Below are 24022 nucleotides of genomic sequence, written 5' to 3' on the forward strand. Positions count from 1 at the left end.
AAAATTAAATAAGTGATTATCCATGAGCCAACAAGAACTCGCAATTCCACAACCAAAGCCCTTATTGGAAAAACTAACCGAAGACTGGTGGGCCGTCATCACCGGCGGATTTATCGTAGCATTGATACTGGCCTTTGCCCTTTCTTTGCCGGACTTTAAAATTCAGGTACCCGTTTATAGCTGGAGTTCCGGAGAAGAACTGATAGCTAAAGTACTGAGTCCTGCCAATCTGCTGCTGATACTGCTGATAGGCGGCGGCTTCTTTTTGCTGTCAGCTATCGCTGTGAAATCTATGGGAGATGATATGCGTTTGTACCTCCCCGGATTCGGTGTGATCTATCTGCTGGCCGTTACTTCGCTCATTATCTCCGGAAATAAAACATTGTCCTACTACGGCCTCGAATATGTGATCTTCGCGCTGGTACTGGGCCTGATCCTCGGCAACTCCAATGCAACACCCACCTGGATCAAAAAGGCTGCCCGCTCTGAATTTTTTATCAAAACAGGACTGGTTATCCTCGGTAGCAGTATCCTGTTTACAGATATCATCAAGGCAGGCCTCCCTGGCATCATTCAGGCAATACTGGTAGTAGCTGCCGTATGGTTCTTTGCACTGTGGCTGAGTCGTAAACTCAAGGTGGATGATGAATTCGGCGTTATCCTGGCTTCTGCGGTTTCCATCTGTGGCGTAGCAGCGGCCATCGTGGCCAGTGGCGCTATACAGGGCGATAAAAAGAAGTTGTCTTACGTAACCACATTGGTGCTGATAGTAGCTATTCCCATGCTGGTATTACAACCATGGCTGATCAAGGTGTTTCATATTCCTGAAATCGTTGGTGGTGCCTGGTTAGGCGGTACACTTGATACAACCGCTTCGGTGGCTGCAGCTGCCCAGATTGTAGGGCCAGGTGCTGTAAAAGCAGGTGTGATCATTAAGTTTTCACAGAATGTACTGATTGGGGTGGCAGCATTTTTTATCGCTATCTGGTGGAGCTATCGCCCATCCAAAGAAGGCGCAGAAGTAGCTGGTACCGCTGGTACACCGGGCTTTGGTATCGTTTGGGAGAGATTCCCCAAATTCGTACTGGGCTTCCTGGCTACTTCACTGCTGTTTTCATTTGTAGTGCCGGCATCCACCATCGGAGAAGTAAAAGATATTCTGAAGGCATTACAAACCATCTGGTTTGCCATGGCTTTCGTTTCTATCGGACTGGAAGCCCGCTTTAAAGACCTGGTACAGGTGGAAGGTGGTCGTCCTGCGCTGGCTTTCATCGGCGCCCAGATATTCAATGTTATCTGGACCCTCATCTGGGCCTGGATCCTGTTCGGCGGATATCTTTTTGCTGTTCCTGATATCAAATAAACCCAACGGCTATACTTTTTTAACTGCCCGGAACGTAGTCGTTTCCGGGCAGTTTTCATTATAGAACTTCGCTTTTATGGTCTGGCCTTTATTTATATTTTTGGGAGATGTATTTTATGTAGATTTTAATTTTTGCAGATGATCCGAAATTTGTTGTTGTTGCTGTTGTCATGCAGCTTAGGTACGGCCACCGCTCAATCTTTTACCAAGGTTAGTGCAGCACTGCTGTACGATCCTCCTCCGTTTAATAACTGTCACGCCTCAACGCTGATTGAAACAAATAATCATAAACTGCTCGTGGCCTGCTTTGGTGGCAGCCACGAAGGTGCAAACGACGTGGACATCTGGGCGGGAGAAATCAACGCTGCCGGGAAAGTAATACCGCTGGCTGTGGCCAATGGTATCCAGCACGATACTTTACGTTATCCCTGCTGGAACCCTGTCCTGTATAAAACGCGTAAGAATGAGCTGGTACTGTTTTACAAGGTGGGCCCTAATCCCCGTGAATGGTGGGGCATGATGCAACGCTCTGCCGATAATGGACAAAGCTGGAGCGCCGCAGAACGACTGCCCGAAAATATATTGGGGCCAATAAAGAACAAGGCTGTCTTACTGAAAAACGGCACTGTCCTTTGCCCTGGCAGCATTGAAGAGGCCGGCGGTCATTGGAAAGCATTCATCGAAAAAACCGATGAATCATTCCGTAAATGGACATTAATTCCGATCGATACGGGATCCAGACTGGATGTCATCCAGCCTTCTGTACTCACCTATAAAAACAATCGCTTACAGGTTTTATGCAGAAGTAAACAGGGAAATGTAGTGCAGTCCTGGTCTGCAGATGATGGTAATACCTGGTCGCCGCTAACGAAAACCATGCTCCTGAATCCTAACTCCGGCACCGATGCTGTTACGCTGCGAAACGGTTTGCAGCTGATCGTCTACAATCCGGACGTACCGGGGAAAGACTGGTTCAACGGCCGTGCAAAACTACGTGTAGCCTGCTCCGTAGATGGTACACAATGGAAGGATGTGGTAACACTGGAAGACGGTACCACGGAAGAGTTCAGCTATCCCGCCATTATTCAGACCAACGACGGCCTGATTCATATAACGTACACATACGATCGTAAAAACGTAAAGCACGTAGTGCTGAAGCAGCAGTAAGGCTAGTTACCAAAATATTGTAATTGGGTAATAGCCCGCCGTCTCTACTGAGCAGAGACGGCGGGCGACCCCCACAAGTGATACCGAAGGTATCACCTGAAAAACAACTTCATCTATCGCTATACTGAAATTTATCTCCTCAACACATACTTATATCTCTCAAAATAATTATGCAGAAATAACACCTCATACTGCGCAGCATCCGACCAGTACCTGAAATCATGCGCCCCTGGCGATTCTACATAAGTATGTGCAATGTGTAGCTTGTTTAAGGTAGCATTCAGTTCCCTGTTATAGGGTAGAAATGGATCGTCTGTACCACAGGTCAGTATAATTTCCTGTTGTGAAAATGCCAGCTGTCGGGCGTTTTGTAAAACATCGTACTGTTTCCAGCTGGCGGAGTCATTTCCGATTAATTTATTGATGCCAAAATCTTTGATAAAAGGAACGATCTCCACAGCCCCGCAAATACTACCGATCGCACCAAACATATGACTGTAATGCATACCGGTGTGTAAGGCGCCATATCCTCCCATACTCCAGCCCATAATGGCGCGGCCAAATCTGTCGGTACGGGTATGGTAACTGCTATCTATATACGCCGGGAGCTCTTTACTTAAAAATGTTTCATATTGTACATCAGCCATCAGCGGACTGTTAAGGTACCATTTGTCGAAACCGCCATCAGGTAATACAAATACCAGCTGGTAAAGATCGGCAAGTGCAGGTAGGGAAGGAATGTCCAAAGTGAGTGTCCGGGTGGGATTACCGCTATAGCCATGCAATACATACACCGATGGCAGCGGTTGCGTTGCTGTTGCATCCGGGCGTACCACCAGTGTAGTAATCCCTTTCTTCATGGAAGGGGAGTAAACTTTCAACGTATCTACCATCGCTGCTTTTGCTGATGTTACTGTAAATAGCAATATGACGGGAACGGCTATCTGTTTTAATCGCTTGCTGAAACGGAAGTTCTGCAACACGATACCGGCAATGATCAGTATGCAACCTACTATCTGCAGTGTGGTAATGGCTTCCTGCAATACAACATGTGCCAGCCCGGCTGATACTGGTATCTCTATGGCTGCCAGCACACTGCCCAGGCCCATACCTACTATTGGAAACCCTTTGCTGAAAAGCACCGGCGGCAATATAGTGCCGAATAAACCAAGGAACAGGCCCCAGCGGGGAATAACGGCCCACTCAAAATCCTGTACCAGCTGCCTGTTCCAGAATAGCAGGATGGCGATCAATCCGCCCGCTACGAGCATCTTTGACCGGTAAAACAACGGGTAACCAGTGGCTACATGATTGGCGGCATACATGGCGCCGGTATAGCAAACGGCCGACAACAACCCATAAATGGCGCCTTTCCCGTTCCAGCTGATGCTGCTGCCCATAATGCCCGTAGCCAGAAAAGTGCCTGCCAGCACTATAACGATAGCTGCCACCTGTTGGATGGTAGGCACACTACGGTTACGTATGCAATCTACCAGTATACCCATCCAGATCGTTTGCATCAGCAATACAATGGTAACAGATACCGGAAGGTATTGCACGGCAAGATAATAGAAGGTGCTGGTGAGTCCAAGGAAGGTGCCTGCTCCCAGTAATCGCAGGTTCTCTTTAATATTGTTAACGGCAACGGGGGAACGCTTTCTGAACAGGTCAAGTATGAATAATACAATGCATCCTGTGAAATACTGGGCAAAGGTAATGGCCGCAGTACTGAATCCCTGCTGACCGGCTATCTTGACATAGGTAGCCAGAACGCCATAACTGGCGGCTCCCGCTGTGACCAGCATTATTCCTTTCAACTTTTTCATGTCCTGATTATTTATAGGACAAAGCTCCGCAGGATCAGGCAGCCGTCACTTTACATATGTTGAGTGCAGGGCTATTTTTTCTTTTCGCTGGCACGGATACGGCTCAGCTGTGTGGGCGTGACGCCCAGAAAGGCGGCAATATGCTGTAGCTGCAACCGCGAAGCCAGCTGAGGGGAGGCCTCCAGGAAAGACTGGTAACGGATTTTTGCCGGCAACACCTTATAGTTGACTTCATTGAATTCTTTCTCTACTACCCAGTTACGCTCCAGGTAATTTATCCAGAAAAATGCCAGGTCCGGATGTTGCAGCATCAGGTGTTTAAATTCTTTAAAACTGAATTCTACCACAATACTATCCTCCAGGGCCTGTATCGCAAACTGGCTTTGCTGCCCGGCTATCAATGCCGCTGTTGCCGCTACAAAACTGTTCTCCGGGAAAAAACGCTTAATAACAATATCTCCGTTTTCAAATGGATGGTAATAGGAAAATAGTCCCTGGTAAATAAAGGATACAAATACAGGCTGGGCCCCGGCTGCGAGGTATAAAGTGCCGGCAGGTATTTCTTTTATACGTACCATTTTCTCCATTGCAGCAAGGGTTCCGGGAGATAATTCTTGGTAGGTCCGCAATGCTGCAAAAAAGGCCGAAATTATATGTTGATGATCGGTGGTTTTCACAATGACTGTTATGATATGCCTGGCATGATCGCCGGCAAACGAATGTAACCTAATTTTAAGTATCTGCATGGATGATGCAGGATTTCCCCCCGGAAACAATGCGCGTTGATTATTGCATCTTCTCCAAATAGAAATCATCTCCAAACACAGTACCACTCAGTGGTTTGTAGTAGTACAATGTTGCGGAAGTATTGGATGCCCCCGTTGTAAACAGGACAGCATTATGCTGATAGGTGGTGCTGGTGATATTGGCATCTACCGCAGAGCCACCATAGTTTTTAACGCCCAGCAGCACCGACTGGCCTGCTGTGTCCACTTTTCCGAATCCGCCAAAACGATAGGTGGTATTGGCTTCCAGCCCGGTAATGCTTTGCTCGATGGAGGTTTCTCCGGTGCCCTGTTCCCGTATGGCATAGCTGCCTGTTCTCGCATCTGTACTCACCAGTTGTGAAACAGTGCCCCAGGTAGTCCAGGGTGAAAGCGCCCCAGTTTCAAAACCTCCGTTTGTCAGCAAGGAATTTTTATACACTCTGACATAGTCTACATCCATGGTAAAGGGAAGATTGGAATCAGTAATGGCGCCCGGCCAGCCGGCACCGCCAGACTGGTTCAGGATGATATAAAAAGGCTGATCATAAGGCCAGTTAAGATAGGTGGCGCCGGCTGGTTTGCTGTACGTATACTGTAGCACGTTATTCACGTAAAATTGCAGGCTCGCTGGCGACCAGACAAGCGTATAGATATTATAATCACTGGCATTATAGGACGCCGCATGGGAAGCAGAACTGCCGCCACTGGACGACGTTACCGTTGCATTGTGGACGGTCTGATATACCACGCTGCCGAAGTTTACATGCTCCATGATATCTATCTCCCCGCTGTTGGGCCAGCCGCCATAGGCAACAGGATTATCAGGCATCATCCAGATGGCTGGCCAGGAACCCTGACCCTGGTTGAATTTGGCGCGTACCTCCACCTTGCCGTACAGGAAATTGAACTTCCCTGAAGTCTTCACACCTCCTGAATGGTACGCGATAGAATCTCCTGTAATAACGCTGTTGTCCATTCGCAGTTTGAGGTTGCCGCTCCCAACGTAGGCATAGGCCGGGTTTTCTGTAAGGTACTTCGTCCAGGCAGGTGTGCCCCTTTCACAAAACGACCATTTACTGGTGTCGAAGCCGCCGTCTGTATTAAACTCATCTGACCATATGAGCTGATAGCTGGAAGTGGCCGCTACTGCAGGGGTAACGGCTGTAGTGGTGAGATTGCTGCTACTGCTTTGCTGCGGACTGGTAAAATTCTTGGAGCAGGATAATAATATGGAAAGGGCTGCCACTGCGGCAATCGGTCCACTTTTAAATCGGGTAATGTTCATGTTGCTTGAATTAGATCTGGTTAATAATGGCATTGCGCCGTCAAATAAGGGCGGCACTATTTCCGAGGGATATGAATTGTATTATGTCATACAAAATACATTTTAATGATGGATTTTCATAATGGAAAATGAGTAGCTGCAGTTGCCAGACTATGATTTTGTTTATTTTTATGGACCACGTTAACTGATATATGATGCATCCATTTCCGATACTGTACACGACCAGGTTAATCCTTCGTAAGCTGGACCCGGATGATATTCCGTCTTTGGTGAAGTATGCCGGTAACCGTAATGTTTCACGCTATATTCTGAACATTCCATACCCATACCAGGAGCCCGATGCCGTATTCCGGCTGAGTTACATCCTGCAGGGCTTCAAAGCAAAGTCCAGGTACATTTTTGCTGTTGTTTTAAAAGAATCCGGGGAGATGATCGGAGAGATCAGCTTTCACCTGGATATGACCCGCCCGGCGGCCCAGCTGGCTTATTGGATAGGAGAGCCTTTCTGGGGCAAAGGCATTGCTACGGAGGCCATCACGGCCATGTTGCAGTACGGCTTCACAGAATTGCAGCTGGACCAGGTCTTCGCTACCTGTGATCAGGAAAATACCGCCTCTGGCAGGGTACTTGAAAAGAATGGGTTACAAAAAGGAACTCCTGCCGGAACAATTGATTATTATTCGATGAAGAAAGAATATTATGCCCAATTACATGACCAGCACTGAATTTTGGATACTATACCTGCCAGCCCTGCGCCAGGCGCTGGACAACGATGACATTAATGAAGGATTTCTGGTGCGTGGACCCGAATGTTACCTGGATGCCGCTCAGCTACCACTGGTGGATGATTTTATTACTTCCGTCATGGCGGAAGATCCATTTCTTATACTGGTGGAGGAGTATTTTGATGCAAAAACACATTATGCCGAATCGTTTAAGGGGCAGTCTATACTGATCGTCAGGGAAGAAATAGTCAGGAAGATGGAAGAGAAGACCAGGTTGTTAAATAGCAGGATCCAGCCCGGTTACGGCGCTGAATCCTGACAAGCTATGTTATTGTATCCTGTGTGCAGGAACGCCTTCTTTAGTGAGTTTTACGGGCAGTATCCTGCCGTTTTCATCAAAATGTAATTCCTCGATACAGGTTTCTCTTGAATTACCTGCCGTTTCTGTCAGTGGTCTTCTGTGGTAGATGATATACCATTTATTTTCTTTGGCAAGATGGATGACCGAATGATGACCTGCGCCGTTGGCGATGGCAGGATCGGGCTGCAAAATCTTGCCGATGCGTTTGAACGGGCCGGCCGGACTGTCGCCAATGGCATAGGCTACGCTGTAATCGGGGCCTGTCCAGCCACCTTCCGACCACATGAAGTAATATTTGCCATCTTTCAGGAACATACAAGGGCCTTCTACATAATGATCGGGCGTTATTTCATGGAATGTCTGTCCATCCGGAAATGGAATAAATCCTGTAAAGTCACCTTTCAGCTTCGCGATATTGCAATGACGCCACCCGCCGTAGATCAGGTAGTATTGCTTGTCTGCGTCCTGAAATACATATTGATCAATAGGCTGGGCTTTGTTGTAGAATTTACCGACCAGTGGCTTACCTAACAGGTCTTTATAGGGGCCTTCCGGTTTACTGGCTACTGCTACGCCGATGCCACCGGTTTCCTGGTCGCTCTGGATGTCGTTGGCGCCAAAGAATAGGTAGTATTTCCGGTCTTTCTCCACGATGGCTGGTGCCCAGATGGCTTTTTTTGCCCATTTTACTCCTGTGGTATCCATGATATGAGGATGTTTCGTCCAGTGTACCAGGTCAGGGGAGGAGAAGGCATCAAAAAATACCTGCTGCTCGTATGGTGCCGAAAAAGTAGGATAAACCCAGTATTGCTTATTGAACACCACCCCTTCAGGATCAGCATACCAGCCCGGAAAGATAGGATTGCCGGAATGTTTTACGTTAGTTTTTACCTGTGCAGATACCATCCAGGTACTACAGGCTGCTGCGAAGCATAGGATCAGTTTCTTCATAAAGGATCAATTTAGTAGAAAAAAATCGATTTAGCAAGCTGCTTTTTTGTGCATTTGTCACAAAAGTATATCTGGTCCGCTGGATACTTTGTGAATCGCCGCACCTTTGCAGGAAATCAAATTATCTCTAAATTTGCAGCCTAAAACTTTCTTCGATATGGACTTCGGCGCAGCATGGAAAAGTTATGATGCAATGGATATTACCCTTCCACCAGACGACCCGATTACCAGTAAGGTTTTACGCACCGCAGCAAAAAATCATACACTGCATATAGGCTCCTCCGGATGGACACGCAAAGAATTCGTCGGTACCCTCTATCCCAATAATATCAAGGATACCAGTATGCTCACTACCTACAGTGAGCTGTACGACTGCGTAGAACTCAATGCCACGCATTATAAAATTTATTCTCCTGCTGAAGTACGCAAATGGCTGGAAAAAGTAAAGAACAATGAGTTTATCTTCTGTCCGAAATTCCCGCAGTCTATCAGCCATGATAGTACCCTGCTCAATGCAACGGAAGAAACAAAAGCTTTCCTGGATGGTATAAAAGCCTTCGGAAAGCAGCTGGGCCCTGTATTCCTGCAACTCAGTGAACATTTCTCTCCTGCCCGCAAACTCAATCTCTACAAATACCTGGAACAACTGCCGGAAGAAATAGACTTCTTTGTGGAACTCCGCCACCATGAATGGTTTTCCAACCGCTTCGAACGGAAAGAGTTCTTCAATACATTAAGGGAAATGGCTATCGGCGTGGTTATGACCGATACGCCCGGCCGCCGTGATGTACTGCACATGGGCCTTACAACTCCCCAGCTCTTCCTGCGCTTCGTTACTAAAGGTGATCATATCAATGATATCAGAAGACTCGAAGAATGGCTCCCTAAACTCGAAGAATGGAAGGCTGCCGGACTGGAAGAAACCTGGTTTTTCCTCCATGTACATGAAGGTGAATATGAAGCCGCTTTCTACAAGGAAGTACGCAGTCTCTTCGGTTTAGAACCCCGTGAGGCACAGGAATCACAACTTTCCCTGTTTTAATCCGCTGCCCATAAAAGTCCCTATCAGAATACTTCGTACCTTTGCGGCGACAAATCAGCTGAAATATGAAGGATGTTATCCAGGCCATATTGGAAAATGAGGTAGTGAAACTACAACCGCTTACTACAGCTGATTTTGATGCGCTATATGCCGTCGCTGCCGATCCCCGCATCTGGGAACAACACCCTGAGCAGGACCGCTGGAAAAAAGAAGTATTCCGGCGCTTTTTTAATGCGGCCATCGCCAGCAAAGGCGCCTATAGCATCATCGATAAAAAGACCGGCGAAATTGCCGGCAGCACCAGGTTCTACAAAGCAGAGGGCGAAGGTGATACTATCCTGATCGGCTATACGTTTTTCGCTGTTAAATATTGGGGTACCGGCTTCAACAACATCGTCAAAAAATTAATGTTGAACCATATCTTCCAGTATGTAGAACAGGTAAACTTCCATGTGGGAGAAGAAAATTTCCGGTCGCAACAGGCCATAGCCAAACTGGGCGCCATTCCTGCCGGAAAGGAAATTGTCACCATCGCAGGGGAAGCACCGAAAGTACGACTGGTGTATGCATTAAATAAAAGTAACTGGCATTAGTGATGAGTATACATAATCTGATAATTGTTGATCCGGAGAAAATTACCCTCGACGATGTTTTCTTCAGCGATAAAAATAAAGCAATCCTTAAACAGGTGGTGAAAGAACACCAATACGTGGAGGAACTGACTGCATACGACCTGCCGGTAGATAATAAAATCCTCCTGCACGGCCACTCCGGCTGTGGTAAAACCACCACCGCCAAAGCGATTGCCCATACGCTCAACAAAAATATCGTTATACTCAATCTCAGTACCCTCATCTCTTCCCGCTTAGGTGAAACTGCGACCAATCTCAAGCTGGTTTTCGACAAGGCTATCAAGGAAAAGGCAGTCCTCTTCCTCGATGAGTTTGACCAGATTGGAAAGGCGAGGGCCAACGACGATAAGGATTCCGGCGAAATGCGCCGCCTCGTGAATACCCTCATCCAGCTGATAGACTATTTCCCGAACTACTGCCTCCTCATCTGCGCCACCAACTTCTACGACCTCATCGATCCTGCATTGCTGCGCCGGTTCCAGCTGAAACTGCAATACGAACTCCCTGCTGCCGATAAACTCAACGACTACTACGATAAAGCACTGGCCCGCTTCCCGGAACATCTCCGCCATATCGAACGCAAATTCGATATCTCTTACGCCGAAGCCAAAGATTATATCAACACCGAAATGAAAGCCCGGATTATCGCTGAACTGGAACATAAACAACGCCTGGCTACCGCCAATTAATCCGCCACTACTTTCATATCCGAACAGCATTTGTCCGTATCTGAACATTATTTTTACAGATTGAATATGTATTGTGTTGATATTCAATATGTATTATTGTTGGTGTTCAATTTGGTTACTAAAGTTATCTTTATAACCCGGTAAACGAATCGCTATGTTTAGGAACTACTTCAGGGTTGCAATACGGAACCTATGGAAGAACAAGGAATTCTCAGCAATCAATATTTTCGGTCTGGCTATCGGCCTGGCAACAAGCCTGCTCATCATCGTATATGTATTGGATGAACTGAGCTACGACCGCTATAATAAACACGCTGATAATATTTACCGTATAGACGGTAACATCAATTTCGGTGGTTCACATTTTATTGTTGCAACCGCTCCGGCGCCTATGGCGGCCACCATAAAAACTGATATCCCTGAAGTAGAGGAAGCCACCCGGTTTCGCTCCTATGATGGGTTCCTGGTAAAAAAAGGTTTGCAGAATATCCAGGAAGACCACGTTATTTATGCAGATAATAACATGTTTAACGTCTTTTCGATGCCATTGCTGGAAGGTGATAGTGCTACTGCGCTCACCGAACCCAGAACAGTGGTCCTAACGGAAAAGACTGCACGAAAATATTTCAATGCTACGGATGTTGTCGGCAAAACGCTTATCATCAACGACTCTATCCCTTATCGCATTACCGGTGTATTAAAACAATTACCCACCCAGTCTCAGCTGACATTCGATTTCTATGTGTCCCTTGCCGGTATTGCTGAAGGGAAAGAAGATAACTGGCTCAGTAATAACTTTGCTACCTATGTACGCCTGCATGATGGCGCAGATCCGAAAGTATTCATTGGTAAAGTCCAGGCCCTGGCCGATAAACATGCCGGCCCGCAGATAAATACGGTCCTGAATACCTCCCTGGAAGAGCTAAAGAAAAATGGCAACTACCTCAACTATGAATTGATGCCATTAACCAGCATCCATCTGTACAGTAATAAGAGCTTTGAGCTGAACGCCAACGGCTCTATTCAATATGTTTATATCTTCGGGGCTATTGCCTTGTTTATCCTGCTGATTGCCTGCATTAACTTCATGAATCTCTCTACTGCCAAAAGTGCCAACAGGGCCAAGGAAGTAGGAGTGAGGAAGGTAATGGGCTCACAACGTACGCAGTTGGTGGCGCAATTCATTACTGAATCGATGCTGATCAGTGCCATTGCTATGCTACTGGCCTTGTGTGTGGCGGCGTTGGCCATGCCGTTCTTTAACCAGCTGGCAGGAAAGGAAATGAATATCGGATTGCTGGCTACGCCGCAGATTGGGTTGCTGTTATTATTGCTGGTACTTTTTGTGGGCATACTCGCAGGTAGTTATCCTGCTTTCTTCTTATCAGGATTTCGCCCGGTAGCGGTTTTGAAAGGTACACTGGCAGCCGGTTTTAAGAAAAGTTCTTTCAGAAATGCACTCGTAATAGGCCAATTCGCTATCTCCATCTTCCTGATCATAGGTACTATTGTAATCTACGGACAACTAAATTATATCCGCAACAAACAATTAGGGTTTAACCGCGATCAGGTGCTGGTGATCCATAATACAAATGCCCTGGGTAACCAGATAAGGGCCCTCCGCCAGGAACTTACCGGATTGGAAGGCGTTTCCGGTGCTACCACCACGGGTTATCTGCCAACCGGTACCTACAGAAATGATAGTCCACTTTTTCTGAGTCCGACTAAAGACCCGAAAACAGCCGTTTCTATGCAGAACTGGTTTGTAGATGATCAATATATTCCTGTCCTGGGCATGCAGATGAAAATGGGTCGTAATTTTTCGTCCGCATATGGTTCCGATTCTTCCGGCGTAATCATCAATGAGGCCGCCGCAAAACTCCTGGGGCTCAAAGACCCGGTTAATACCCGTATATACGGACTGGACGGAATGCAGTACACCGACCTGGCTGGCTATCATGTTGTAGGTGTAGTAAAGGATTTCAATTTCAATTCTCTCCGCGAACAGGTAACGCCGGTAGCGCTTTTCCTGGGGGAACAACGGGGAAGCATTGCATTGCGTGTACACAGCAACGATATGCCAAAGCTCTTATCTATGGTAGAAAAGAAATGGCAGGCCTTCTTACCGGGGCAGCCTTTTTCCTATAGTTTTATGGATGATGATTTCAATAAGATCTATCAGGCGGAGACCAGGATGGGAGTGATCTCCCTGACATTCTCCATTCTTGCGGTATTTGTTGCCTGCCTGGGATTATTTGGCCTGGCTGCCTATGCTGCAGAGCAACGGACCCGCGAAATAGGTATCCGCAAAGCTTTGGGAGCTACTGTTACCAATATCGTACACCTCTTGTCTAAAGATTTCCTGAAACTGGTCATGATTGCTTTGCTGATCGCCTTCCCGCTGGGATGGTGGGCGATGCATCACTGGCTGCAGGATTTTGCATATCGTACGGCTATAGGATGGCAGGTATTTGCTGGTACGGCCGTACTCTCTGTTTTAATCGCACTTTGTACGGTGAGTTATCAGGCCATCAGGGCCGCACTGACCAACCCGGTTAAAAGTTTGAAGTCCTGATAGTCATTCTTCCGCCACCGCATGCTTCCTGGTGCTGTTGAAAAAATTATGCAGATGAGATATTGCATCCCATCTGCATAATACCGTTTTAACTGGTCGGCAACAGTATCCAGGTTTGTATGCTGCTTGCTATAAATCAATATTCTCCTGTACTGCCGCAATCGGCACTTCTCCACCGGCATCGATCACACCTATCAGCGAATATTTACCTTGTGGCAGCTTATTAGGTATCCGGAAATAAACGACACGCTTCTGACCCGGAAACATCGGGAATAACGGGTAGTCTACTTTTGTCTTTTCATTGGTGGCGGTATTGGCGAGTTCTATATAGCTACTGATCTCTAACTGCGTTTTACCGGTATTTTCACATACGATCTGACAGGTACGCAGGGTATCTGCCGGTACTGGTAACCGGAATCCTATTATCTGTACATCTTTTTCAGTTACGTTAGGTGGGGTCTGGTAGATATGCACACCTACCCGCATTCTGCCGTTGATGGTGGTTTTAACGCCATCCGGACTCTCCACCACCTGTTCCTGGGTTGTTTCCAGGAATATCATGGCCCATTTCATCTCTTTGTCGGCATCCCCAACTTCGGGCGCCTGTACATGAAAGTCCAGTTCCGCTACCTGGCCAGGTTCTGCTTCAAAAAATGTTTTGTCCAGCTTAATCCATTGGGCACAGCTATGTGGCTGGCTTCCCGGCATGGTATAAATATGCGTACCGGTAGAATCCCGTACAAAATCATTGATATAAACAGTAAACTGCTTCTTGATAGGAAGTGTATTGGTGATCAGTATCTTTCCTACAGACGACTGACCATTACTCAACTTAAAGTCGATGGTGGCAGGTCTGATCAGTAATCCGGGAGTAGACTGGGTACTGTCGCCCAGTGGCTTTGCGGCTATGGGAGCTGCAGGTGGCGTTGCGCCCGGGGAACCGGGTTTGACAGGTGTATTTCCGGCTGGCGGCGTACCTGGAACCGGTGGCGTTGCCGGAACCGGTGATGTTGCCGGAACCGGTGATGTTGCCGGAACAGCAGGTTTGGGCAGAACAGCCGGGGCCTGCTGTGTGGGGGCTTGTGCATAGGCAGCCGTCGTATAAACTGCCAGTAAGAGCAACATTATTTTTTTCATGTGGGGTTACAAGTTTATTCCTGAGAACGGATATCATCACTATAAATAATACGTTCCAGTTTGTGGTGATCAAGAATAATTATTTTACCATCCTGAATATTGATGATGCGTTCATCACGAAGGTCGCTCAGCGTACGTATCAGTGATTCTTTGGCTACTCCTGCGAGTGCTGCCAGGTTACAACGACTGATGTTCAGGCTGAATTCAATAGCCTTGGAAGGATTGTACTTCTGATAGGTAAGCAGTAAGGCTTCGCCTACTTTTTTACGGAGGGAACTGTATGCCATTCTGAGCATTTGTTCTTGTTTGTCTGCAATATTACTGGTGAGTATCTGAATGATGTCCAGTAAAAATGTGGTGTTGTGCTGACAAAGCATACTCAGATCATCTCTGGAAATGGCAACCAGATCTGCTTCTTCGATAACTTCAGCAGTTTCGCGATAGCGGCCGCCCTGCATCAGGGCGTGAAATCCAAAAAAATCACCTTCTTTATATAATCCGGTGATCAGCTCTTTGCCATCCTCATTCCATTTGCTGGTTTTTACCTTACCATGCAGAATGTAGAATATGGCTGATGCAGATTTCCCTTCATTGTATATAATCCGTTTTTTCTTTGCATGCAGCAGATTTCCATCTTCCAGCTGCATTTTTATAAACTCATCAATTGTTGATAACGGATTAATAGGGGGATTTTCTGAATCCATGTCTTCAGTAATCATTACCTTTTTCATCATTTGAAATAGTTAAACACAAGTGGATACAATTGCTGAAAAGGCAATTCAATAGCTGTCGGGATATGGTCTGAATTTTTTAGGAATGTAGTATGTCGGTTCTGGGGTTAGTATCAGCAACTTAGTTTTCTTCAGTTTCAGTTTAGATAAAAGTGAATAGTCTGGTCTACGTTCTCATTCATCAGGTTTTATTCGGTTTCTATTTGGGGTTTGGTGTAAAAAATTTTATTTCTCTACTCTTGTCTATAATTTCAAAATCTATCTTACTCTCCATGTTCTTCGTCAGATCGGTTTGATATGACATGACTTTTGGTTTGACTTTATCCGTAAAAGCATCCGGATTCAGGGATACGGTATACTTCCCTGCCGGAACATTCAGGAAGTAGTTCCCTTTCATGTCTGTTAATGTAGTGAATGTAACACCGTCAGCACTCGTTGCAATGATCTTCATATTTTCAGGGTGTACCTTGGTATTATTGATTGCATCTGTTTTAATCGATAATACACCTGATATCACACTGCTTTTCTTAAAGGGCAATGCAATTGTTATGTCTTTACTAACCGGGATCGTCTGATAAAGCCCTGTTGCAGGAATAATACCCTTGATAGTTTTGGTTTGACTGAAATCGAGCTTGTAGGTGCCCGGATCTATATGTTTGTAGGCAATCAGACCATTTGCATCGGATATAAACGGAATACTGTTGATGACTATTTCCAGATTGGGGATTAAACGTTCGCCAGGATCTTTTACGCCATTACCGTTAACATCGAAGAACGGTAAAAGGTTTAACGTATAATACTTTTGGGTGGTGAAGATGGGTACATTGAATTTTTTACTGAGGATTACATTGATATATTTTGTATTTACGCCGTTAGGAGCCAGACTGGGTGTGTTTTCCAATGGAATGGTAGCATTAAGGGTAACGCTTACACCATTGTTCCGGTTATTGTAAGAAAGCATTCCGCCTACGAGGTTATATATAGAATTGTCATATAGTGATTTTGAGATATTGTAGAATAAATTTGCTTTGATTCGTTTTAATACTATCAGATTTACGAAAGGACCAGCTAAAATGGTTTGCTGATAGTCAAGAAATTCTTTGGTATTTGTCCGATCGAACTGGGGTTGCTGCTGATAATATCCCTTGATGCCCGCCCAGCGGTAACTGGCCGTAAGGATAGAAGTAGTCAGGAAGATAGCTTTGGATGGGTTGCCGTAAGAGGGGTTATAGCCACTTTCACTGCTGAGGTAAATCCCGCCATCCTGACCAAACCGCTGCTGGTAAATGATCTCTCCGAAAATATACTCCGGCAGGGTATTTCCTCCCAGTCCTGTTTGTTGAAGTCCGCCGCCACTGATGGAAAAATTACCGTTGTTCAATCCCAGATTATATACCAGGCCGTATTTTTCATAGTTGTACGTCAGCAGATCGGTGTTGTAAATAGTATCATGCAGTGTCGTTACCGGGTTCCTGTTGTACTGGTAAAATGCGCCCACATTGCCCTTTCCTGCCTTTACGGTGAAAGTGTGGGACTGTATCCGTAGTCCTCTGTTTATGCCGGGATAATCATCGGAATTGTATTGCATCTGACTGTACAGGCTAATGACAGGTCCATTATACTGGATGCTATACCCACCTGAATATCCCAAATCTCTTTCTCCCGGGCCTTTTAAAACATAATCCTGTCCCACGCCCGCATTGAGTAACAACTTCAGGTTACTTTTACGGATTACCTGCGCTTCATTCGCAAAAACGAAACTGTTGAGATTATAGCCGGTATCGTGGTTTGCCGATATGGCACTCAGGATGGCCACCTTACCTGCCAGGTACTGTGCACTGGCGGTGGCGTTATCATTCGTGTATCCGGGGATGTTATTATGGAGCGACCCGCTTACACTCAGCACCACACCTGAATCAGGTTTGAAACTGACCCGGCCTCCGGTACCATAGACATAAAAATACTTGTAATCGCCCATGTGTCCTGCATACAAATCCCAGCGCCTGGTGTTATAGTCTACGCCAAAAACATTCCGCTCCAGGTTATTGCCCATTCCATATTGCTTTGTCCTGTAATAGAACATCAGCTTACTCTTGTCAAAGGTCATATCTCCCCGCACACCCGCGTAATAGGTACTCTGATTGCCCCAGTTGGTGTAACCGCCATCAATAATAAGTGGGAAGGTATTGTACTTGCTGGGATGGTCTTTGAGCTCATGCTGTACTTTTCTTACTTCCACGAGGTCCATATAGCTGGTACCGGTAGTATCGGCCACGGTAACATCTATGCGTTGGGAAGTGAGCCGGTTCCATTGAGGATCGGTTAGCAGGATGGTATGCGTTATAACGGTATCCATGCCCGGTTTCAGGCGGAAAGGAATGGCTTGTCTGACGTCCAGTTCATTGTTTTTGTAACTGGTAACATACTTGCCATCCACCGTACCGTTATTACGGATTTTCGTACTGATGGTAATGATCCGCTCAGTGCCCTGTAATTGCACTAAACTGGTCAGTGGTGTAACACTGAAGTCGCTGATGGGGTCCGCCTTTACATAATAAATATACTGTTTGAATCTGTTATGACCGGTAATGCTGACAGTTACGGGGAGCCATAAGGCAGGAGAGGTTTGCTGTTTCATTAATACAATGGTCAGCACCGTAAATCCTGCTGAATCTATATGTTTGTTAAGCTCCCGGCCAGGGGCCAGTAAGCGCCAGCCTTCGGGAGGGGTAATGCGGATGCTGTAGTCCGAACTGCTGCCACCGAGGTCTTTGAGGCGGATATTATTATATATGAACTGGTCGGATTTGCCGGCAAATAAAGAATCTTTCAGGGTTACAGCAAAGGGGAGTTTATCCTGTGCAATCAGCGGAGCACAGATAGAAATGTAGCCGAGCAACATCACAACGCGAGCCAGATGGGTTAGATGATATTTCATACAAATATCAACTGAGGGGTAACACGAATACAATTGAATACAGAAAGCACAGATAAGCCTTTCCAACAGAAAAGGCTTATCTGTAAAAAGGAATACTGAATTATAACTGTGTTGCTGTCACAAGAACGTTAATTCTGTACAGACCACCAGCATAGTCCCATCCTGGTTCTGATCTGAATTTCAGGCCAAATGGTCTGAATGCACCAGAGTGACCGTTGTTGATCAATGGAGCAGGAGCGGTAGTCAGTGAATTCCAGAAGAAAGGAGTTGCATCAGTACCACCAGTACCGTTGAATGCCAGGTTGTATTTCAGAGTACCGCAAGGCATTACGTTACCGCTGGTAGCTGGGCCTAAATAGGAAAAGTTAGGAGAACCCGCATTTACGGTTACGTTGAAGTTTTTGTTAGAGCTAACAGTGAAATCAGCGGTAGTGTGTCCGTGAATGTCACGCAGTTCTTCGCCGGTGTTATAGTCGTGGCCAGAGAGGAAGGCAGCACCCATAATTTCAACCGGAGGGTTAATTTCGATCACGTTTGCGAGGAGTAATTCGCAGTGCACAGCTGATTGATCGTGTGCCTGGGCAAAAACGCCCATGGAAGCCATGGCTAAAGCAGCCGATAAGAGCAATTTTTTCATTTTTTTGGGTTTTAAATCAGTGGTAAAAAACTAAGCCGAAATTGAATGTTGCAATTTCACGCGGTTTACATCACAATATTAGACCTAATGAATTTCCTGTATGGTGACGATGATCACCATTTGAAAATTTTGTTAAAATTTTTTCCGGGAGATATAATGGAGTATAGGTAGATTGGCCATGGTGGCCATTTTTAATGGTTTGTACGTGGAAAACACCCCTTCTGTTTGTTATAAATAGGGTGTAATAACGGGTGGGTATACGTATAAGTACTTGTTGTAAAAAGTATATACACGTATGGAGTCCGAACAACAAAAAATCCCTTGTTATTTTAAAAAATAACAAGGGATTTTTCGTGTATACCATGTGGTTAGTTAGCTGTAGGATACTTAGCAGTGGCCTTTCTGAAAGCAGCAGGACTCACACCCTGATATTTTCTGAACTGCCGGCTAAGGTGACTCTCATCTGTAAATCCTAATTCATCTGCTATCTGTCCCAACGTAAGTTTACTGTATGTTAAGCGCTGGGCCACCATCTTTAGCTTGTACTGTGTAATATATTGTTGCACGCTTTCGCCGGTAAACTTCCGGAAATATTCACTCACATAATTGGCCGACAGGTTAAATACACCCGCCAGATGATCAATACGCAATTGCTCCGGTTCCTGTATATGCTGACGTATATGTTGCAGCATCCTGCTGATTAGTGGCTCCCGCGTGGCCGTAGCCTGCGGCAGCAGCTGTTCTGCGGTAGCGGTAATATTCCGGGTAATAATATTAAGGATCAATGTAACCAGGTGCTGCACATTCTCTTCATACCAGGCATCCTGCCGGCTATATTCTTCCAGCAGGTTCCCGATCAGGGATTTTATCATGCCGCAATCACCTTTATGGGTAATCTGTATTGCTTCAAAGCGATTGTGATAATAAAAGATATGCTCCAGTTGTTTCAGCCACTGAAAAATCCTTTCCTTCTCTGCTGCGGTACGGTGCTGACCCAGAAATACCTCCGAAAAACGAATGGAACATATCCTGGTAGGTTCAGCGCTGTTGAACCCACGGCAATCGAGTGGGGTATATAAAAAGATATGTCCCTGGGCATATGGGATCTTATTTCTGTTGAGTTCCCTGGTGCCTGCACCTTCCATTACCTGCACGATTTCAAAGAAATGCTGCACCAGCGGCCGGTCGCTCCAATGCGCCAGGTCTGTAATATTTACTTCAAACGGACTATGTAAGGCGGTATTCATAATACCTGTAAATGTACAAAACAAACCTTCTTTTATCACTGGTCTGCCGGATGGCTGCATCATAATTTTGAGGTATAAAAGATAAGCACATGAATAACAACGAAAGATTGCTGGCTCCTTATACGGACAATAACCTGGATTTGAAGAACAGAATAGTAATGGCGCCTATGAGCCGCAGGCGTACCATTAATAATATCCCTGAACCATATGTGCAGGATTACTATGTGCAACGCAGCGGGGCTGGGCTGATCATTGCTGAAAATGTGGCGGTAGCACCGGAAGGGGTAGGGTATATGCAGATCCCTGGATTTTATAACGAGGAACAATATACTGCCTGGGCTGCAGTGGCCCGCGCGGTGCATGCCGGCGGCGGCAAAATATTCCTGCAGCTGGTACATACCGGCAGGATAGGGCATCCGGAGAATAATCCGGGCAAGGCGGCTCCGGTAGCTCCATCACCGATAGCTGCCAAAGGCGAACTTTCTATCCCGGCAGGCTTCCAGGTACCTTACCCGGAACCAGTTGAACTAACTACCGCTGCGGTGAAAGTACGGGTACAGCAGTTTGTCACTGCCGCAAAAATGGCAATGGCTGCAGGTTTTGATGGGGTGGAAATCCACGGCGCCCATGGCTTCCTGCTAGACCAGTTCCTGAATCCCAATTCCAACACGCGTTCCGATGAGTACGGCGGAGATATTGTCAGGAGGTCGGGGTTGCTGCTGGAAGTAGTCACAGAGGTGGCAAAAGCCATCGGCAGGGAACATACAGGCATCCGGCTTTCCCCTTTTGCCCGACTTTATGATATGAACGCCTACCCGGAAGAAGAAGCAACACACCTGCGCCTGGCAGATGAACTGAACCGGCTGGGTATCTTATATGTACATTTCTCAGATCAGCCGGTAAACGGTGAGCGATCTATTCCCGAAGATTTTATCCGGAAATTCAGGGTACGTTTTAAACACCTGATGATCCTCGCCGGCGGCTATACCCCCGCTACGGGCAATGCTGCCCTGGAAAAGGACCTGGGAGACCTGATCGCTTTCGGGCGCCCGTTCATCGCCAACCCGGACCTGCCGGAACGTATCCGCCTCCAGCTGCCACTGGCAGTACCAGATGGTGATACCTTTTACCACGGTGGTACAAAGGGGTTAATTGACTATCCGGTATTTGCTCCTGTTGCTTTGCAGGTTTGATCATCTTTTCTAAGCCAGGTGGTCCAAAAAGTAATAGGGCTCCCCGCCTCCGGCGGGGAGCCCTATTACTTTTAGTTTTGAATGCCGAAGGCATTCAAAACTAAAAGTAAAAAAAAGCAACCCTACGCTGCGGGAACCAGCTTGGGCATCCAGCAAAAAATCCGTAACTTCTCTGCATGCAAACACCGCATCCTGAAAGCAAGCATACTGGCATCGCTCCGGAGCTTTCCCTTGATGAGATGAAAAAAAGTGCAGGTTACAAAGAAGGGGGCTTATCCAGCGAAGAAGCCGAACAACGCCTCGATCAATACGGTTTTAATGAGGTAGCCAAAGAAAAACCAGTATCCCCGTTGCTTCGCCTCTGGCGAAATCTCAAAAACCCATTGGTCATCTTACTAATGATACTGGGTATTATTTCCCTGCTTACCGGTGATCTCCGCTCTGCTATTGTCATATTTTTTATGGTTATCCTGGGTATCGTATTGCGCTATGTACAGGAAATGCGGGCAGATAAGGCAGCTGAAAAGCTCAAAGCCATGGTAAGCACCCATGCCACGGTATGCCGGGACGGAAAAGATATGGAGATACCCCTCAAATTCCTGGTGCCCGGAGACGAAATACGCCTCAGCGCCGGCGATATGGTGCCCGCAGACGTACGCCTGCTCTCCGCAAAAGACCTCTTCCTCAACCAGGCCGCCCTTACCGGCGAATCCATGCCGGTGGAGAAAGCGGTAGCAGACGTGCAGGCCACCAACGAAACCCCCACTGATAACCCTAACCTCTGCTTCCTGGGGTCCAACGTGGAAAGTGGTACCGCTACGGCCATGGTCATCAACACCGGCGACCGTACCAGCTTTGGCTCACTGGCAGCTCATATCACCGGACAACAGGTGTCTACCAGCTTCGATAAAGGCATCAACGCCTTCACCTGGCTGATGATAAAGTTTATACTCGTCATGGTGCCGGCGGTATTTCTGATCAACGGGTTCAGCCGCCATAACTGGCTGGAAGCATTCCTGTTTGCACTGGCAGTAGCCGTAGGGCTCACCCCCGAAATGCTGCCCATGATCGTGACCGTCAACCTCTCCAAAGGTGCACTGGTCATGTCCCGCAAAAAGGTGATCGTAAAAAGACTGAACGCCATCCAGAATTTCGGCGCCATGGATATCCTCTGCACGGATAAAACAGGCACATTAACCGAGGGTAGGATCGTGCTGGAACAATACCTCGATCCCGATGGCGACGCCAGCAGCAAAGTGCTGGAATATGCCTATCTCAACAGCTTTTACCATACCGGCCTGAAAAACATGATGGACGAAGCTATCCTCGATCACGACTCACAGGCAACGCTGAATAAAATCTGCTCCCGGTATACGAAAATTGATGAAATCCCTTTCGACTTCGTCCGGAAACGTATGTCTGTGATTGTGCAGGACCAAACGGGTTCACATATCCTGATCTGTAAAGGCGCCGTAGAAGGACTGGCGCCCCTTTGCAACGCAGAAGAAGTGAATGGGAAAGTACTTCCCCTGACAGATGAACGCAGGCAGCACGGCCTGCAACTGGTCAACGACCTGAATGCACAGGGATTCAGGGTGGTGGCACTGGCCTATAAAACTATGCCCGGGAAAAAGGCTATATATAAGGTGGAGGATGAAACGGACATGGTACTGGTAGGTTTTCTGTCTTTCCTGGACCCTCCAAAATCTTCTGCAGGTGCGGCATTGACAAAACTTACCTCCCTGAGCGTAGATGTAAGGATTTTAACGGGAGATAATGAAACCATTACCGCCTGCATCTGCAGAAAAGTAGGTTTGCAGGCAGACAGATTTCTGTTGGGCCCGCAGATTGAAAAGATGAATGATGAAGAACTGGCCGCCGCTGTCATGGATTACCATTTCTTTGCCAGACTGATTCCGGTGCACAAACAGCGTATCATCAAGGCTTTTCAGCACCATGGACATGTTACCGGTTTTATGGGTGATGGTATCAACGATGCGCCAGCCCTGAAAGCAGCAGATGTAGGCATTTCGGTAAACAGTGCAGTGGATATCGCCAAAGAATCTTCTGATATCATTCTGCTGGAAAATAGCCTGGAAGTACTGGAACAGGGCGTGGCAGAAGGTCGCCGGGTATTCGGCAATATCATCAAATATATCAGAATGGCTGCCAGCTCCAACTTCGGGAATATGTTCACGGTAGTGGGAGCCAGTGCCTTCCTGCCTTTCCTGCCTATGTTGCCGATCCAGGTGCTTACCAATAACCTGTTGTACGACTTCTCCCAAACGGCCATTCCTACTGATAACGTAGATCCGGAATGGTTGGTGAAACCGCGCAAATGGACGGTAGAAGATATACGTAGGTATATACTTGTCATCGGGCCTGTCAGCTCTGTTTTCGATTATGTTACTTTCTATATCCTCTGGCATTTTTATGATGCGGGGCATAATCCAGCGCTCTTTCATACTGGATGGTTCATTGAGTCATTGTTTTCACAAACGCTGATCATCCATGTAATCCGTACCAATAAAATTCCTTTTCTGCAAAGTATGGCAAGCTGGCCGCTGATGCTGACTTCCGTCATCATTGTCATAGCAGGTACCTGGCTGACGGTGTCGCCACTAGCCGGAACGCTGGGGTTTGTACCAGTGCCGGGGAGTTTCTGGGGCTGGTTGACCATGATCCTGCTGGCTTATGTAATGCTGACGCAACTGGTTAAAAACTGGCTGCAGCGCAAGTATAGCATGCAATAGCAT

Annotated in this window: 19 protein-coding genes; 10 read left to right on the forward strand and 9 right to left on the reverse strand. The window is 46.8% G+C overall.

Features of this window, described 5'->3' with window-relative positions; all coding sequences use genetic code 11:
- Nucleotides 1-22 precede the first annotated feature (22 nt).
- The gene (locus F3J22_RS21005; RefSeq protein WP_167019892.1) at nt 23-1363 is read left to right on the forward strand and encodes a YeiH family protein; all 1341 of its coding nucleotides are present in this window, start codon (nt 23-25) and stop codon (nt 1361-1363) included.
- Nucleotides 1364-1501: 138 nt separating this feature from the next.
- Nucleotides 1502-2530 carry an exo-alpha-sialidase gene (locus F3J22_RS21010; RefSeq protein ID WP_167019893.1) on the forward strand — a complete coding sequence of 343 codons (1029 nt, stop codon included), beginning with the start codon at nt 1502-1504 and terminating at the stop codon, nt 2528-2530.
- A gap of 131 nt (nt 2531-2661) precedes the next feature.
- Here the strand turns inward: F3J22_RS21010 and F3J22_RS21015 are convergent, their stop codons facing one another.
- The 3 genes from F3J22_RS21015 to F3J22_RS21025 form a co-directional block, all read right to left on the reverse strand.
- Nucleotides 2662-4356, reverse strand: a complete 1695-nt coding sequence (locus F3J22_RS21015; RefSeq protein WP_167019894.1) for an alpha/beta hydrolase-fold protein — start codon at nt 4354-4356, stop codon at nt 2662-2664.
- Nucleotides 4357-4427: 71 nt separating this feature from the next.
- The gene (locus tag F3J22_RS21020) at nt 4428-5102 is read right to left on the reverse strand and encodes a Crp/Fnr family transcriptional regulator (RefSeq protein ID WP_167019895.1); all 675 of its coding nucleotides are present in this window, start codon (nt 5100-5102) and stop codon (nt 4428-4430) included.
- Nucleotides 5103-5142: 40 nt separating this feature from the next.
- A complete protein-coding gene (locus F3J22_RS21025) occupies nt 5143-6441 on the reverse strand; it encodes a family 16 glycosylhydrolase (protein WP_255492076.1) in 1299 nt (432 codons plus the stop codon).
- Nucleotides 6442-6599: 158 nt separating this feature from the next.
- Here F3J22_RS21025 and F3J22_RS21030 point away from each other — a divergent pair, with 158 nt between their 5' ends.
- Nucleotides 6600-7133: a GNAT family N-acetyltransferase gene (locus F3J22_RS21030; RefSeq protein WP_167019897.1), complete on the forward strand. Its 534-nt coding sequence runs from the start codon at nt 6600-6602 to the stop codon at nt 7131-7133.
- Nucleotides 7120-7452, forward strand: coding sequence for a hypothetical protein (locus tag F3J22_RS21035; RefSeq protein ID WP_167019898.1), 333 nt, complete (start codon nt 7120-7122; stop codon nt 7450-7452). Before F3J22_RS21030 ends, F3J22_RS21035 begins: the two co-directional genes overlap by 14 nt.
- 9 nt (nt 7453-7461) lie before the next feature.
- Here the strand turns inward: F3J22_RS21035 and F3J22_RS21040 are convergent, their stop codons facing one another.
- Nucleotides 7462-8445 (reverse strand): glycoside hydrolase family 43 protein, encoded by a 984-nt coding sequence (locus tag F3J22_RS21040; RefSeq protein WP_167019899.1) that lies wholly within the window; start codon nt 8443-8445, stop codon nt 7462-7464.
- Between the two features lie 133 nt (nt 8446-8578).
- Between F3J22_RS21040 and F3J22_RS21045 the strand changes: the two genes are divergently transcribed.
- The 4 genes from F3J22_RS21045 (at nt 8579) to F3J22_RS21060 (ending at nt 13383) form a co-directional block, all read left to right on the forward strand.
- Nucleotides 8579-9487, forward strand: a complete 909-nt coding sequence (locus tag F3J22_RS21045) for a DUF72 domain-containing protein (protein WP_167019900.1) — start codon at nt 8579-8581, stop codon at nt 9485-9487.
- Nucleotides 9488-9552: 65 nt separating this feature from the next.
- Nucleotides 9553-10080: a GNAT family N-acetyltransferase gene (locus F3J22_RS21050; protein WP_167019901.1), complete on the forward strand. Its 528-nt coding sequence runs from the start codon at nt 9553-9555 to the stop codon at nt 10078-10080.
- 2 nt (nt 10081-10082) lie between these two features.
- The gene (locus F3J22_RS21055; RefSeq protein WP_167019902.1) at nt 10083-10808 is read left to right on the forward strand and encodes an AAA family ATPase; all 726 of its coding nucleotides are present in this window, start codon (nt 10083-10085) and stop codon (nt 10806-10808) included.
- A 154-nt stretch (nt 10809-10962) separates the two neighbouring features.
- On the forward strand, nt 10963-13383 hold the full coding sequence (locus F3J22_RS21060) for an ABC transporter permease (protein WP_167019903.1): 2421 nt from the start codon (nt 10963-10965) through the stop codon (nt 13381-13383).
- A 129-nt stretch (nt 13384-13512) separates the two neighbouring features.
- On the opposite strand, the gene F3J22_RS21065 is transcribed toward F3J22_RS21060, so the two are convergent.
- The 5 genes from F3J22_RS21065 to F3J22_RS21085 all read right to left on the reverse strand — a co-directional run bounded on the left by F3J22_RS21065 (nt 13513) and on the right by F3J22_RS21085 (nt 20136).
- Nucleotides 13513-14520 carry a hypothetical protein gene (locus F3J22_RS21065; RefSeq protein WP_167019904.1) on the reverse strand — a complete coding sequence of 336 codons (1008 nt, stop codon included), beginning with the start codon at nt 14518-14520 and terminating at the stop codon, nt 13513-13515.
- Nucleotides 14521-14534: 14 nt separating this feature from the next.
- Nucleotides 14535-15254: a Crp/Fnr family transcriptional regulator gene (locus F3J22_RS21070; protein WP_167019905.1), complete on the reverse strand. Its 720-nt coding sequence runs from the start codon at nt 15252-15254 to the stop codon at nt 14535-14537.
- Nucleotides 15255-15450: 196 nt separating this feature from the next.
- Nucleotides 15451-18189 carry a hypothetical protein gene (locus F3J22_RS21075; protein WP_167019906.1) on the reverse strand — a complete coding sequence of 913 codons (2739 nt, stop codon included), beginning with the start codon at nt 18187-18189 and terminating at the stop codon, nt 15451-15453.
- Nucleotides 18190-18289: 100 nt separating this feature from the next.
- Entirely contained in the window at nt 18290-18826 is a 537-nt protein-coding gene (locus F3J22_RS21080; RefSeq protein ID WP_167019907.1) for a hypothetical protein, read from the reverse strand.
- A 368-nt stretch (nt 18827-19194) separates the two neighbouring features.
- Nucleotides 19195-20136, reverse strand: coding sequence for an AraC family transcriptional regulator (locus tag F3J22_RS21085; protein ID WP_167019908.1), 942 nt, complete (start codon nt 20134-20136; stop codon nt 19195-19197).
- 26 nt (nt 20137-20162) lie between these two features.
- Here F3J22_RS21085 and F3J22_RS21090 point away from each other — a divergent pair, with 26 nt between their 5' ends.
- Both F3J22_RS21090 and mgtA read left to right on the forward strand, forming a co-directional pair.
- Nucleotides 20163-21266: an alkene reductase gene (locus F3J22_RS21090; RefSeq protein ID WP_167019909.1), complete on the forward strand. Its 1104-nt coding sequence runs from the start codon at nt 20163-20165 to the stop codon at nt 21264-21266.
- A 176-nt stretch (nt 21267-21442) separates the two neighbouring features.
- The gene (gene mgtA / locus F3J22_RS21095) at nt 21443-24019 is read left to right on the forward strand and encodes a magnesium-translocating P-type ATPase (RefSeq protein WP_205195496.1); all 2577 of its coding nucleotides are present in this window, start codon (nt 21443-21445) and stop codon (nt 24017-24019) included.
- Nucleotides 24020-24022 lie beyond the last annotated feature (3 nt).

This window comes from Chitinophaga sp. Cy-1792 (genome assembly GCF_011752935.1).
GTDB lineage: Bacteria > Bacteroidota > Bacteroidia > Chitinophagales > Chitinophagaceae > Chitinophaga.

Excerpts from the sequence above, each read along its gene's own strand:
- F3J22_RS21085 (WP_167019908.1), bottom strand. The coding sequence starts at position 20,136 with ATGATGCAGCCATCCGGCAGACCAGTGATAAAAGAAGGTTTGTTTTGT.
- F3J22_RS21030 (WP_167019897.1), top strand. The coding sequence starts at position 6,600 with ATGATGCATCCATTTCCGATACTGTACACGACCAGGTTAATCCTTCGT.
- F3J22_RS21070 (WP_167019905.1), bottom strand. The coding sequence starts at position 15,254 with ATGATGAAAAAGGTAATGATTACTGAAGACATGGATTCAGAAAATCCC.
- F3J22_RS21090 (WP_167019909.1), top strand. The coding sequence starts at position 20,163 with ATGAATAACAACGAAAGATTGCTGGCTCCTTATACGGACAATAACCTG.
- mgtA (WP_205195496.1), top strand. The coding sequence starts at position 21,443 with ATGCAAACACCGCATCCTGAAAGCAAGCATACTGGCATCGCTCCGGAG.
- F3J22_RS21065 (WP_167019904.1), bottom strand. The coding sequence starts at position 14,520 with ATGAAAAAAATAATGTTGCTCTTACTGGCAGTTTATACGACGGCTGCC.
- F3J22_RS21005 (WP_167019892.1), top strand. The coding sequence starts at position 23 with ATGAGCCAACAAGAACTCGCAATTCCACAACCAAAGCCCTTATTGGAA.
- F3J22_RS21035 (WP_167019898.1), top strand. The coding sequence starts at position 7,120 with ATGACCAGCACTGAATTTTGGATACTATACCTGCCAGCCCTGCGCCAG.
- F3J22_RS21050 (WP_167019901.1), top strand. The coding sequence starts at position 9,553 with ATGAAGGATGTTATCCAGGCCATATTGGAAAATGAGGTAGTGAAACTA.
- F3J22_RS21080 (WP_167019907.1), bottom strand. The coding sequence starts at position 18,826 with ATGAAAAAATTGCTCTTATCGGCTGCTTTAGCCATGGCTTCCATGGGC.
- F3J22_RS21015 (WP_167019894.1), bottom strand. The coding sequence starts at position 4,356 with ATGAAAAAGTTGAAAGGAATAATGCTGGTCACAGCGGGAGCCGCCAGT.
- F3J22_RS21055 (WP_167019902.1), top strand. The coding sequence starts at position 10,083 with ATGAGTATACATAATCTGATAATTGTTGATCCGGAGAAAATTACCCTC.
- F3J22_RS21025 (WP_255492076.1), bottom strand. The coding sequence starts at position 6,441 with ATGCCATTATTAACCAGATCTAATTCAAGCAACATGAACATTACCCGA.
- F3J22_RS21020 (WP_167019895.1), bottom strand. The coding sequence starts at position 5,102 with ATGCAGATACTTAAAATTAGGTTACATTCGTTTGCCGGCGATCATGCC.
- F3J22_RS21010 (WP_167019893.1), top strand. The coding sequence starts at position 1,502 with ATGATCCGAAATTTGTTGTTGTTGCTGTTGTCATGCAGCTTAGGTACG.
- F3J22_RS21060 (WP_167019903.1), top strand. The coding sequence starts at position 10,963 with ATGTTTAGGAACTACTTCAGGGTTGCAATACGGAACCTATGGAAGAAC.
- F3J22_RS21040 (WP_167019899.1), bottom strand. The coding sequence starts at position 8,445 with ATGAAGAAACTGATCCTATGCTTCGCAGCAGCCTGTAGTACCTGGATG.
- F3J22_RS21075 (WP_167019906.1), bottom strand. The coding sequence starts at position 18,189 with ATGAAATATCATCTAACCCATCTGGCTCGCGTTGTGATGTTGCTCGGC.